The organism is Dickeya oryzae, assembly GCF_020406815.2.
Taxonomy (GTDB): Bacteria; Pseudomonadota; Gammaproteobacteria; order Enterobacterales; family Enterobacteriaceae; genus Dickeya; species Dickeya oryzae.
Genome location: NZ_CP162670.1, coordinates 3,498,398 through 3,511,244, shown reverse-complemented (window position 1 = coordinate 3,511,244; position 12,847 = coordinate 3,498,398). Strand labels below are relative to the sequence as shown.

The following is a 12,847-nucleotide window of genomic DNA, read 5'->3' as shown; positions in this document are numbered from 1 at the left end:
TAGAAAATTTTTGATTAAAGAAAAAGTAGACTACAGTTCCGTGATGTGCGGAACTTTATGTCCGTAATTGTGAGAGGAGTAACTGTGAGAGGAATAGTATAGTGGACAGCCTAAATGGCTTCGTGGTGTTTGTGCAGGTTGCCGAGACGCGCAGCTTCGTCGCCGCCGGTCGGCTGCTGGGGATCTCAGCCTCGGCTGTTGGCAAGAGTGTAGTGCGGCTGGAAGAGAAGTTGGGAGTGCGTCTGTTTCACCGCAGTACACGCAGCATCACGTTGACCGCCGAGGGCTCGCTATTTCTTGAGCGCAGCCGACGCATTCTGGCCGAGATTGAGGCGGCAGAACTGGAGTTGTCGCAAGCGACTGCCGCACCGCGCGGACGCCTGCGGGTGAGCCTGCCGCTGGTCAGTTCGCTGGTGTTACCGGTACTTGGCGAGTTCATGCGTGAGTACCCCGAGATAGAACTCGATCTGGATTTTACCGACCGGATGGTCGATGTGGTTGAGGAAGGTTTCGATGCTGTGGTGCGCACCGGTGAACCGGCGGATTCGCGTCTGTCGGCACGCCGTCTGGGCACCTTTGAAATGCAGTTGGTGGCCTCGCCGGACTATCTGGCTCGCCGTGGTACCCCCATGCAGCCCGCCGATCTGCGTCAGCACTCCTGCCTGCACTATCGATGGCCCAACAGTGGCAAGCTGGAGAATTGGGCGCTGCGGCAAACGCCCGGTGAGCCAGAATGGCAACTGCCCACTTCGATGATCTGTAACAACATCGAGACACGCGTGTGTTTTGCATTACAGGGACTGGGGATCGCCTATCTGCCGGATTTCGCCATTCGAGAACCATTGGCTGATGGACGGCTCAAGCCGATCCTGGCCGAGTATGTGCAGCACAGTGGGGTTTTCCATGTGCTGTGGCCCGCGAGCAAGCACCCCTCGCCAAAGGTTCGGGCGTTGGTCGATTTCCTGTGCTGTCGGGTATTCCCTGCCGTGAAGAGTAAGACACCCTGCCCCTGAGATAAGCGCAGTCGATAACGAGGCGTGTCCCATGCCGCTTCATGATAATGCTGGATCACGTTTCAGAGAGCGTCTGCGTAGGATGAACCTGCCTAATTTATTGATAAAAAGGCTGTGTCTGGTCTTGGTATCGTTCAGCGACGCGCCGGGTTGGAGTCATGGTGAAATAAAAAAGCCAGCGGCAAGACCGCTGGCTGATGCCTGAATAGCAGAGAGCTGATTACAGGTTGTTGGCGTTTTCTTTCAGGTATTTCGCTACGCCGTCCGGGGAAGCGCCCATACCGGCCTTACCTTTTTCCCACTGAGCCGGGCACACTTCGCCGTGCTCTTCATGGAACTGCAGCGCGTCGACCATACGCAGCATTTCATCGATGTTACGACCCAGCGGCAGATCGTTCACGACCTGATGACGCACGATGCCGTTTTTGTCGATCAGGAAAGAACCGCGCAGCGCCACACCCGCTTCCGGATGTTCGATACCGTAGGCTTTCTGGATTTCGCGTTTAACGTCCGCGACCATCGCGTATTTCACTTCGCCGATACCGCCGTTGTCGACCGGGGTTTTACGCCAGGCGTTGTGTACGAATTCAGAGTCAAAAGACACACCAACCACTTCAACGCCACGTTTCTTAAACTCTTCGTAGCGGTGATCGAAGGCGATCAGCTCAGACGGACATACGAAAGTGAAGTCCATCGGCCAAAAGAAGATCACAGCCGCTTTACCGTTGATGTGTTTCTTCAGATTGAAATTCTCAACGATTTCCCCGCTTCCCAGTACGGCGGCGGCAGTGAAGTCAGGGGCAGGACGAGTTACCAGGACCATAATTACTCCTGTAAATAGCTGTTAATGATAGGTGAATGTAGTAAACGCCGTAAGTATAGGTACAGCCTGTCAGTGAATAAAGCGAAAGCGACCAATCAATAAGATAGCTTTTGCCTATCGGATCAATTGATAATCCTTTTCACTGACGTGGGAACAGCATGGCGCGCTGTCCCTCCTTTTACCCTGTGTTACTGTGCGACGTTAGCCGGGCCATCCAACTGACCTGTTTTTGCCAGATGCATCATACGAGGATAGAACTGCCAGAATAATGTTTCAAATTGATGGTAGCCACGCTCAATATCGATAAATGAGCCCGAAAGCGCTGCCAGCTTCGGTCTTCGCACTGACATACGGTGCAGCACCTCGGCAATAAACGGCAGCTCGGCATAGCGTTCCAGCCAGCGTTCCGGCCACAAGTAATGACTCAGATTACGAAAGCGCTCCGGGGTGTCGGGCAGGTGGGGAGCGATTTGCTGTTCTGCCTCGCTGACGAAGTGCGTCAGAGGTGTTGCCGGTTCTATCATCGACCAGTGACGCGCCAGAAAATGATCCCACAGCACATCCAGCGCGATGGGCGCGACCCGGCGATAGTCCGCGCTGAAATGGCGGCAGGCCGTACGCACCTCCGGCAAACTGTCGGTCAGTACATCAACACGCCGGTGCAGGCGAATACCCGCGACCATGTCGGGTGGGTAAAGCGCGTCGGGGTTACCACGCACAAAGTCTGCCATCAGGTTTCCGGTCAGCGAGCTTTGCGCCAGCGTGGCGAGATGCAGATGTGCAAGAAAATTCATAGCGTCGACGCGCACTCCCAGGAGGCATAACGAATAAGGTTGATGCGCCAAGTATAGAGGAAGGTGGGGGGATGTCCCGCTTATTTCTTGCAGCCAGTCCCGACGGGCTCTAGACTAAGCCGCTTCGTTTGTTCCACTGTGCCGAAATGTAAGTGAATAGTCATGCGTGTTGCCGATTTTTCGTTTGAATTGCCTGAATCCCTGATTGCCCGCTATCCGCAGGCACAACGTAGCGGTTGCCGACTGTTATCGCTGGATGGCCCTACAGGCGCGGTCGCGCACGGCGTTTTTACCGATCTGCTCGATAAACTCCAGCCTGGTGACCTGCTGGTGTTTAACAACACCCGGGTGATTCCAGCGCGCCTGTTTGGTCGTAAGGCCAGCGGCGGTAAGCTGGAAGTGCTGGTAGAACGCATGCTGGATGATAAGCGCGTGTTGGCGCATGTACGTGCTTCCAAGGCACCTAAGCCCGGTACCGCGTTGTTGCTCGGCGAAGACGAGAGCGTGAAAGCGACCATGCTGGCGCGCCATGACGCCTTGTTCGAGATTCAGTTCGATGATACGCGCGATGTGTTGACCATTCTCAATGACATCGGGCACATGCCGCTGCCACCCTATATCGACCGTCCGGATGAAGCCGCAGACCGTGAGCTTTACCAGACTGTGTACAGTCAGCGCCCTGGGGCTGTGGCGGCACCCACCGCGGGTCTGCATTTTGATGAGCCGTTGCTGGCTGCTCTGAAAGAAAAAGGCGTGGAAATGGCCTTCGTGACTCTGCATGTCGGTGCCGGTACCTTCCAGCCGGTGCGGGTTGAGTCTATCGAAGACCATGTGATGCACGCTGAGTATGCCGAAGTGCCGCAGACGGTGGTGGATGCGGTGTTGGCCTGTAAAGCGCGTGGCAACCGTGTTATCGCCGTCGGTACGACCTCGGTGCGTTCGTTGGAAAGTGCGGCTCAAGCGAGTGCGGAAGCCGTGATCGCGCCGTTTTTCGGCGATACCCGCATCTTTATCTACCCCGGCTATCACTATCAGGTGGTGGATGCGCTGGTGACCAATTTCCACTTGCCGGAATCGACGTTGATTATGCTGGTGTCGGCGTTTGCGGGTTACCGCCATACGATGGATGCTTACCATCAGGCCGTGGCTGAGCAATACCGCTTTTTCAGTTACGGTGATGCCATGTTCATCACCCGTGACCCGTCGGCGGAACAGGAGCAGGTGGGATAATCTCATCTGCCGCCGATCTTTTCATACCGCAGGCCAGGTTCTGTGGGTATATCAATGATGCCATCAGACTGTTTTCTGATGCTGGAGGTTAAGTGAAGTACGAACTGTTGCAAACGGACGGCCGCGCGCGCCGTGGTCGTCTGGTTTTTGAACGTGGTGTGGTGGAAACCCCGGCATTTATGCCCGTCGGTACCTATGGCACCGTCAAAGGGATGACGCCGGAAGAAGTCAAAGAGACCGGTGCCCAGATAATCTTAGGTAACACCTTCCACCTGTGGTTACGCCCGGGGCAGGAAATCATGAAGCGGCACGGCGATCTGCATGATTTTATGCAGTGGCATGGCCCGATCCTGACCGATTCCGGTGGTTTTCAGGTATTTAGTCTCGGCGATATCCGCAAGATAACCGAAGAAGGGGTGCATTTTCGCAACCCGATCAATGGTGACGCCATTTTCCTGAGCCCGGAAAAATCCATGGAAATTCAGTACGATCTCGGTTCCGATATCGTGATGATTTTCGACGAGTGTACGCCTTACCCCGCAGACTGGGACTATGCCAAGCGGTCGATGGAGATGTCGTTGCGTTGGGCGAAGCGCAGTCGTCAGCGTTTTGACGAATTAAGCAACAAAAACGCGCTGTTCGGCATCGTTCAGGGCAGTGTTTACGAAGATTTACGTGATGTGTCGGTAAAAGGGCTGGTGGACATCGGTTTTGATGGTTACGCTGTGGGCGGCCTCGCGGTCGGCGAGCCGAAGGCCGATATGCACCGTATTCTGGAGCATGTCTGTCCGCAGTTGCCGACGGATAAACCCCGTTACCTGATGGGGGTAGGCAAACCGGAAGATTTGGTGGAAGGGGTTCGCCGCGGTATCGACATGTTTGACTGCGTAATGCCGACGCGTAACGCTCGTAACGGCCATCTGTTTGTGACGGACGGCGTGGTCAAAATTCGTAATGCCAAACATAAAGACGATACCGGACCGTTGGATGAGCACTGTGATTGCTACACGTGTCGCAATTATAGCCGTGCCTACTTGCACCACCTGGACCGTTGTAACGAAATACTCGGCGCGCGCCTCAATACTATCCACAACCTGCGCTATTATCAGCGCCTGATGGCGGGTTTACGCCAGGCTATCGGGGAAGGTAGATTAGAGAGCTTTGTGGCCGAGTTTTACCAGCGCATCGGTAAACCGGTTCCGCCGTTGGCCGATAGCGCGGCGGGAAATGACCATGAAGGTCATGTACCACAATAAGCACGTTTGCGTGGCATGAACGTTTTATAGATAACTGTTGTTTTGATAACTAAAGAGGACATTTAAATGAGTTTTTTCATTTCCGACGCTGTGGCAGCAACTGCAGGTGCTCCGGCTCAAGGAAGCCCGTACTCTCTGGTGATTATGCTGGCCGTGTTCGGTCTGATTTTTTACTTCATGATCCTGCGCCCTCAGCAAAAACGTGCCAAGGAACACAAAAAGTTGATGGATTCGATCAGTAAAGGCGATGAAGTGCTGACTAACGGCGGCCTGGTTGGGCGTGTGACCAAAGTGGCGGATAACGGATTTATCACCATTGCCCTGAACGATACCAACGAAGTCGTTATAAAGCGCGATTACGTGACGTCCGTACTGCCGAAGGGTACCATGAAGGCCCTGTAATTTTTCGACTTTCCCGAAGGGAACTACCGTGTTAAACCGCTATCCTCTGTGGAAGTACCTGATGCTGATCGTGACGATCGTCGTCGGTCTGCTCTACGCACTTCCTAACCTGTATGGTGAGGATCCGGCAATTCAGGTCACTGGCGCGCGAGGAACCGCCGCCAGTGAATCTACGCTGGTCCAGATCCAGAATGTTTTGCAAGAACAACATATCGCCAGCAAATCTATTGCGCTGGAAAACGGTGCCATTCTCGCGCGCTTCTCTACGCCGGACATCCAGCTTCGTGCTCGTGAAGTGCTGGTGAGTGCGCTGGGCGAGAAATACGTGGTTGCCCTAAACCTGGCGCCTGCAACGCCTACCTGGCTGAGAATGCTGGGAGCGGAACCGATGAAACTGGGTCTTGACCTGCGTGGTGGTGTGCACTTCCTGATGGAAGTGGATATGGATACTGCGTTAGGCAAGTTGCAGGAGCAGACCATGGATTCCCTGCGCAGCGATTTGCGCGAGAAAGGCATCCAATATGCGTCTGTTCGTAAAGCAGATAATTATGGCGTGGAAATTCTGTTCCGCGACGGTCAACTGCGTGACAACGCCGTGAACTACCTGACTCCGCGCCATCGCGATCTGGTGTTCAGCAATAGCGGCAGTGACGCGATGCGTGCTGTGATGAGCGATGCGCGTCTGAGTGAAGCCCGCGAATATGCGGTACAGCAGAACATCAACATCCTGCGAAACCGTGTCAACCAGCTCGGTGTGGCTGAACCCTTGGTACAGCGTCAGGGTGCTGACCGTATCGTGGTTGAGCTGCCGGGGATTCAGGACACGGCACGCGCGAAAGAAATTCTTGGGGCGACCGCCACACTGGAATTCCGTCTGGTAAACAGCAATGTTGACCCGGCGGCGTTAGCCAGCGGTCGTGTGCCGGGCGATACCGAAGTCATGAACATGCGTGACGGTGGCCCGATCGCCTTGTACAAACGCGTGATTCTTACCGGCGACCATATTACCGACTCCACCTCCGGTAATGATGAGTACAACCGTCCGCAGGTGAATATTTCTCTGGATAGCGCGGGCGGCAACCTGATGTCCAATTTCACCAAGGATAACATCGGTAAACCGATGGCGACCTTGTTTGTGGAATACAAGGATAGTGGTAAGAAAGACGCCAACGGTCGTGCGATTCTGGAAAAACAGGAAGAGGTGATTAACGTCGCCACCATCCAGTCACGTCTGGGCAATAGCTTCCGTATTACTGGTATCGACAACCCAAACGAAGCGCGCCAGCTGTCACTGTTGCTGCGTGCCGGTGCGCTGATTGCGCCGATTCAGATTGTAGAAGAACGTACCATCGGCCCGACGCTGGGGATGCAAAACATCACTCAGGGGCTGGAAGCCTGTCTGGCGGGTCTGGCGGTGTCTATCCTGTTCATGATCTTCTTCTATAAGAAGTTCGGTTTGATTGCGACTTCTGCGCTGTTGTTGAATCTGGTGCTGGTGGTCGGGGTGATGTCGCTGTTGCCAGGGGCCACGCTGACCATGCCAGGTATTGCGGGTATCGTGTTAACCCTTGCGGTGGCGGTGGATGCCAACGTACTGATTAACGAGCGTATCAAAGAAGAACTCAGCAACGGACGCTCTGTGCAGCAGGCGATCGATGAAGGGTACCGGGGGGCATTTAGCTCCATCTTTGATGCCAACGTCACGACGCTGATTAAAGTCATTATCCTGTATGCGGTGGGTACCGGCTCGATTAAAGGCTTTGCTATCACGACCGGTATTGGTGTAGCGACATCCATGTTTACCGCTATCGTTGGAACCCGTGCCATCGTAAACCTGCTGTACGGCGGCAAGCGCATCAAAAAGCTGTCTATCTGAGGAGTGCGTTGTGGCACAGGAATATACTGTTGAACAATTGAACTACGGCCGTAAAGTGTATGACTTTATGCGCTGGGACTACTGGGCCTTCGCGTTGTCCGGTCTGCTATTGATCCTGTCTATCGTCGTGATGGGCGTGCGCGGTTTCAACTGGGGGCTGGATTTCACCGGTGGTACGGTTATTGAGATTTCGCTTGAGAAATCGGTCGATCTGGAGCAGATGCGCGAAGCGCTGCAAAAGGCGGGCTTTGCCGATCCACTGGTACAGAACTTTGGTAGCAGTCGTGACATCATGGTGCGTATGCCTCCTGCTCACGATGAATCTGGCGGCCAGGCTCTGGGTAGCAAGGTGGTTAACGTCATCAACGCGTCAACCAGCCAGAATGCGGTCGTTAAACGCATTGAGTTCGTCGGGCCCAGTGTGGGGGCGGATCTGGCGCAGACGGGCGCGATGGCGTTGATGGCGGCGTTAATCAGTATCCTTATCTACGTCGGCTTCCGTTTCGAATGGCGTCTGGCGGCAGGGGTGGTTATCGCGTTGGCGCATGACGTGATCATCACGATGGGGGTGCTGTCGTTATTCAATATTGAAATCGACCTGACCATTGTGGCGTCGTTAATGTCGGTCATCGGTTACTCGTTGAACGACAGTATCGTGGTGTCTGACCGTATTCGTGAAAACTTCCGCAAAATTCGCCGTGGAACGCCTTACGAAATCTTCAACGTGTCGTTGACCCAAACGCTGCACCGTACCTTGATCACATCAGGAACCACCCTGGTGGTGATCCTGATGCTATATCTGTTCGGTGGCGCGATGCTGAAAGGGTTCTCACTGACGATGTTGATCGGTGTGACCATCGGTACGGCGTCTTCTATCTATGTGGCTTCCGCGCTGGCACTTAAGCTGGGTATGAAGCGTGAGCACATGTTGGTACAGAAAGTGGAAAAAGAAGGTGCGGATCAGCCGTCGCTGTTACCGTAACCCTATTTACACTTGTGCTTTGGTAACTAAAGCTTTGGTAACTACAAACCCGCCGTCCGGCGGGTTTTTTTATGGCTGTTTTCAGGCGAGGAAATCAAGGGTGAGACTGAGCTGGTTCACGGTGGCTTTGCCCGGAATCGGCGATGACATCATGGATGCGTACAAAACCGAGTTGATCCGGCGTCAGGCCAGAAAGCCGCACTTCTATTCTCGCCTCTGAAACCGGGGTGAGCGCAGGTGAGAAAGTGATCAACTGCGTCTGCATGTCGCCAGTCAACGGTTTGCCGCTCACCGGGTCCAGCGAACCCCAGTCAAGTTGCGCCTGGAAGGCCGGTAACGTCAGTGTGTTCATGGTCTGGATAACCAGTAACGCCCGTGTGCCATTGGATTCCGGCTCAATTTTGGTCAATTCCAGGCTTAACCTGCCGATGCTACTGTCGAGTAAGGCCCGGTTCTGCGCTGCGGGTAGCAGATAGACACCCGAGGTAGAGTTGGCGTTTAACGTATTTTGCTGTTCCAGCGCCATGGCACGGTTAGTGATGTCGTGTAATTTTTGGTCTATCTGACCTAATTCGTTTGTTACGTGGGTAGTCTGCGGTTGTGCACATCCGGCGAGCAGCACAATGGCAGATAACATTGGGATAACGCGGTGGTACAAACGCATAGCCTGTTTCTCCCCGGGACCATAGCAGTTAGTCATGCTTCAATAATGTAGTGTCAGTGTAGACGTGATTTACGGTCTCTTATAGTGAATGAGATGCGGGGAAAAAGATAAGCAGAACAGGCTGAATCAAGAGAGAAAAATCAAGGCGTAGTGGTCATTGACCACCACGCCGGTTGCGGTTACTGCCAGCCGTAGCGACGGGTGAAAAAGTCCTTCATGGCTTGGGTGAGTAGCAGGTAACCACTCAGAATCGCCAGCAGCCACGGGAAGTAGCTCATCGGTAGCGCTTGCAGTTGCAGGAAACCCGCCAGCGGTGAGAATACCAACCCAATGCCGGTTATCATGACCAGGAGCGTCATCATCATCACTGGCCAGGAGGGACGGCTTTGGATAAACGGAATCCGCCGGGTACGGATCATGTGCACAATCAGTGTTTGTGAGAGCAGCCCTTCAATGAACCAGCCGGACTGGAACAGGGTTTGAGTCTCCGGTGTATTCGCGTGGAAGAACCACCACATCAGTGAGAATGTCAGCACGTCGAAAATAGAGCTAATCGGGCCGAAGAACACCATGAATCGACCAATATCGCCTGCATTCCAGCGTTGAGGTTTTTTGACCTGATCGTCGTCCACGTTATCGAACGGGATCGCTATCTGCGAAATATCGTACATCAGGTTTTGGATCAACAGATGCAACGGCAACATCGGCAAAAACGGCAGGAAGGCGCTGGCAATCAGGACACTAAAGACATTACCGAAGTTGGAGCTGGCCGTCATTTTGATGTATTTCAGCATGTTGACGAAGGTACGACGCCCTTCGATGACGCCTTCTTCCAGTACCATCAGGCTTTTTTCCAGCAGGATGATATCCGCCGCCTCGCGGGCGATATCCACCGCCGAGTCCACCGAAATACCGATATCCGCCGCCCGCAGTGCTGGCGCGTCATTGATGCCATCCCCCATAAAGCCGACCACATGGCCTTCGGAACGCAGCAAACGGACAATACGCTCTTTGTGTAATGGCGTCAGACGGGCAAACAGCGTGGTATCGCGGGCGGCTTGCGCCAGTTGTTCATCACTCAGCGCATCAATGTCACGGCCAGTCAGAATACCGGTCAGCTCAATATCCACTTCTCGACACACTTTGGCGGCCACCAGCTCGCTGTCGCCGGTGAGGATTTTTACCGTCACGCCGTTGTCCTTCAGCGCTTTCAGCGCTGGGGCGGTACTTTCTTTCGGCGGATCGAGAAAGGCGATGTAACCTTCCAAAATCAGGTCGGATTCGTCGGCCCGGCCATAATCCTGACGGTCGGCAGGCATCACTTTGCTGGCGACGGCCACCACCCGCAGGCCCTGGCGGTTCAGGTCATCCGTCAGATGGCGAATGCGAGATAACAAGCTGGCGTCCAGCGGCAGCAGTTGTTCAGCATGGCGCACCTGAGTACAGGCGCTCAGGGTTTCCTCCAGCGCGCCTTTGCAGATTAACAGGTGTTCATGACTGTTTCCCGCGACGACAACCGACATACGGCGGCGCTCAAAATCAAACGGAATTTCGTCTACTTTGCGCCAGCGAGACAGTTCGGCTTGCTGTTCCTCGCATGGAATACCCGCCAGCACCGCTTGATCAAGCAGATTGCGCAGCCCGGTCTGGTAGGCGCTGTTCAGCCAGGCACGACGCAACACGCGCTGGCAGCTATTCCCGAATGCATCGGTGTGGCATTCCAGCACGATTTTATCCTGCGTCAGTGTCCCGGTTTTATCGGTACACAGGATGTCCATCGCACCAAAGTTCTGGATAGCATCGAGGCGTTTGACGATCACCTTCTGGCGAGACAGTTTGACCGCGCCTTTTGCCAGCGTTGAGGTGACGATCATCGGCAACATTTCCGGCGTCAGACCGACCGCGACCGACAGAGCAAACAAGGCGGCTTCCCACCAGTCACCTTTGGTGTAGCCATTGATAAGCAACACGATTGGCGTCATCACCAGCATAAAGCGAATCAACAGCCAACTGACACGACTGATACCTAGCTGGAACGCGTTTATTTCATCGGAATGTTGCACCACACGGCCTGCCAGTTGACCAAACCAGGTGTGGCTGCCGGTAGCAATGACCATAGCCAGTGCGGTACCGCTGACCACGTTGGTGCCCATAAAGCAGAGGGTGTCACATTCCAGCGCGGTGGCGGCATCGCTCTGGCGGCTGTTGGCTACCTTCTCCACAGGGAGAGATTCGCCGGTGAGCGACGCCTGACTGATGAACAGGTCGCGTGCCTGTAATATACGCAGATCGGCTGGGATCATATCGCCTGCGGCCAGCTTCACCAGGTCGCCGGGCACCAGTTGATCCAGTGGGATATCCTGAAAGTCGCTATAACCGGTGTGGGCATCGCTGCGCAGCACCGTGACCTTATTGCTAACCATCGCTTTCAGGGCATCGGCTGCTTTACCGGAGCGTGCTTCCTGAATGAAATTGAGCAGGGTCGAGATCAGCACCATCAGCGCGATAACCAGTGCGGCAGTCAGATCTTCCGTGGCATAAGAAATCATGCCCAGCAGCGTCAGTAACAGGTTGAACGGGTTACGATAGCAACGCCATAGGTGCCGCCACCAGGGCAAGGGCTGCTCGCCAGGAATACGGTTATCGCCATGCTGTGCCCGCACCCGTATCACTTCATCCGCCATTAATCCGTCGGGATGGCTGGCGAACTCCTGATACAAGGCTGTTTCATCAAGACGGGCCAGACGCAGGCAACGAGTCGCCATGGTATCCGTCATGGCCTGACTGGCGTTCACTTTTCCATCTGGCATCAGGTCGCGCTGGAACAGGCGGTGCGGCAGATGAAGACCAAGTTGTGAAAACAGCTGTCGTGTGAGTCGAATAAACAGCATAAACAATACTCCCTGCCGTAGCCAAAAACGCCACAGCCTGATAACACGCAGGGGTCGTAGGCCTGCATGCGGCGACTAAATTAAAAGCAGGGACGAATTGAACGCCGCTGCCTTGCCTGTGTTAGCCGGCAAGGCAGCAAAAGCTGACTTACCGGTGAATGACGCGCTGTCCTGGATGAGGATTCGGGTCAGGTCCCATTGAGGGGTCTCCGGTAGTGAAACGGTATGAAACTTGGGGAGTTTCCGCTTGATAATCCTGAGATGCCGGATGGCGATGAGCCGTTGATTGCTATCGACAAACCACATAATCAAGAAGCGACATTACTGTAGCCTAACTCACTTCAATCGAAGCTAAACCACCGTGCAGTCGATACAGAAAAAAGGCGTCGTACCGGCATTTGGGTTATAAGCGGAATTCGGGGTAAACTAGGTCAGGTTTATACGGCTAGGGTCTGGAAACGTTATGCATTGTCCTTTTTGTGCCGCAGTAGATACCAAGGTCATTGATTCTCGTCTGGTCGGCGAAGGGTCGCAGGTTCGTCGGCGTCGTCAGTGCCTGGTATGCAATGAGCGTTTTACTACCTTTGAGGTGGCGGAGCTGGTGATGCCGCGCGTCATTAAGAGTAATGATGTGCGTGAGCCGTTCAATGAGGACAAACTGCGCAGTGGGATGTTGAAAGCACTGGAGAAACGCCCGGTCAGCTCTGATGACGTGGAAATGGCCATCACTCACATCAAATCTCAATTGCGAGCGACCGGCGAGCGTGAAGTAACGGCCAAGATGGTGGGCAATCTGGTTATGGATGCGCTCAGAAAGCTCGACAAAGTCGCTTATATCCGTTTTGCATCGGTATATCGCAGCTTTGAGGATATCCGTGAATTTGGCGAGGAAATCGCCCGTCTGCAGGATTAATCG

Annotated in this window: 11 protein-coding genes; 7 read left to right on the top strand and 4 right to left on the bottom strand. The window is 54.3% G+C overall.

Annotated elements, in window-relative coordinates; genetic code table 11:
• Positions 1–101 precede the first annotated feature (101 nt).
• Complete coding sequence (locus tag LF929_RS15295; protein ID WP_226092621.1) at positions 102–1,013, top strand: LysR family transcriptional regulator; 912 nt, start codon at positions 102–104, stop codon at positions 1,011–1,013.
• Positions 1,014–1,233: 220 nt separating this feature from the next.
• On the opposite strand, the gene LF929_RS15290 is transcribed toward LF929_RS15295, so the two are convergent.
• The gene (locus tag LF929_RS15290; RefSeq protein WP_016941758.1) at positions 1,234–1,836 is read right to left on the bottom strand and encodes a peroxiredoxin C; all 603 of its coding nucleotides are present in this window, start codon (positions 1,834–1,836) and stop codon (positions 1,234–1,236) included.
• A gap of 188 nt (positions 1,837–2,024) precedes the next feature.
• The gene (locus LF929_RS15285; RefSeq protein ID WP_210174758.1) at positions 2,025–2,630 is read right to left on the bottom strand and encodes an ACP phosphodiesterase; all 606 of its coding nucleotides are present in this window, start codon (positions 2,628–2,630) and stop codon (positions 2,025–2,027) included.
• A 162-nt stretch (positions 2,631–2,792) separates the two neighbouring features.
• On the opposite strand from LF929_RS15285, the gene queA reads away from it, so the two are divergent.
• From queA to secF, 5 genes are all read left to right on the top strand, one after another.
• A complete protein-coding gene (gene queA, locus LF929_RS15280; protein ID WP_210176600.1) occupies positions 2,793–3,860 on the top strand; it encodes a tRNA preQ1(34) S-adenosylmethionine ribosyltransferase-isomerase QueA in 1,068 nt (355 codons plus the stop codon).
• Between the two features lie 92 nt (positions 3,861–3,952).
• Positions 3,953–5,116: a tRNA guanosine(34) transglycosylase Tgt gene (gene tgt / locus LF929_RS15275; protein ID WP_012883732.1), complete on the top strand. Its 1,164-nt coding sequence runs from the start codon at positions 3,953–3,955 to the stop codon at positions 5,114–5,116.
• Between the two features lie 66 nt (positions 5,117–5,182).
• Positions 5,183–5,518: a preprotein translocase subunit YajC gene (yajC, locus tag LF929_RS15270; protein WP_012770768.1), complete on the top strand. Its 336-nt coding sequence runs from the start codon at positions 5,183–5,185 to the stop codon at positions 5,516–5,518.
• Positions 5,519–5,546: 28 nt separating this feature from the next.
• A complete protein-coding gene (gene secD / locus LF929_RS15265; RefSeq protein ID WP_210174756.1) occupies positions 5,547–7,394 on the top strand; it encodes a protein translocase subunit SecD in 1,848 nt (615 codons plus the stop codon).
• A gap of 10 nt (positions 7,395–7,404) precedes the next feature.
• Complete coding sequence (secF, locus tag LF929_RS15260) at positions 7,405–8,376, top strand: protein translocase subunit SecF (protein WP_038903656.1); 972 nt, start codon at positions 7,405–7,407, stop codon at positions 8,374–8,376.
• A 94-nt stretch (positions 8,377–8,470) separates the two neighbouring features.
• On the opposite strand, the gene LF929_RS15255 is transcribed toward secF, so the two are convergent.
• Both LF929_RS15255 and mgtA read right to left on the bottom strand, forming a co-directional pair.
• Positions 8,471–9,040 (bottom strand): DUF3251 domain-containing protein, encoded by a 570-nt coding sequence (locus LF929_RS15255; RefSeq protein WP_210174755.1) that lies wholly within the window; start codon positions 9,038–9,040, stop codon positions 8,471–8,473.
• Positions 9,041–9,219: 179 nt separating this feature from the next.
• Positions 9,220–11,928, bottom strand: coding sequence for a magnesium-translocating P-type ATPase (mgtA, locus tag LF929_RS15250; RefSeq protein ID WP_226092661.1), 2,709 nt, complete (start codon positions 11,926–11,928; stop codon positions 9,220–9,222).
• A 466-nt stretch (positions 11,929–12,394) separates the two neighbouring features.
• Here mgtA and nrdR point away from each other — a divergent pair, with 466 nt between their 5' ends.
• Complete coding sequence (gene nrdR, locus LF929_RS15245) at positions 12,395–12,844, top strand: transcriptional regulator NrdR (RefSeq protein WP_012883737.1); 450 nt, start codon at positions 12,395–12,397, stop codon at positions 12,842–12,844.
• The last annotated feature ends 3 nt before the right edge of the window (positions 12,845–12,847 follow it).

What these genes read in the sequence shown, in the direction of transcription:
- LF929_RS15285 (WP_210174758.1), bottom strand. Translation starts at nt 2,630, where the DNA reads ATGAATTTTCTTGCACATCTGCATCTCGCCACGCTGGCGCAAAGCTCG.
- queA (WP_210176600.1), top strand. Translation starts at nt 2,793, where the DNA reads ATGCGTGTTGCCGATTTTTCGTTTGAATTGCCTGAATCCCTGATTGCC.
- LF929_RS15255 (WP_210174755.1), bottom strand. Translation starts at nt 9,040, where the DNA reads ATGCGTTTGTACCACCGCGTTATCCCAATGTTATCTGCCATTGTGCTG.
- yajC (WP_012770768.1), top strand. Translation starts at nt 5,183, where the DNA reads ATGAGTTTTTTCATTTCCGACGCTGTGGCAGCAACTGCAGGTGCTCCG.
- nrdR (WP_012883737.1), top strand. Translation starts at nt 12,395, where the DNA reads ATGCATTGTCCTTTTTGTGCCGCAGTAGATACCAAGGTCATTGATTCT.
- LF929_RS15290 (WP_016941758.1), bottom strand. Translation starts at nt 1,836, where the DNA reads ATGGTCCTGGTAACTCGTCCTGCCCCTGACTTCACTGCCGCCGCCGTA.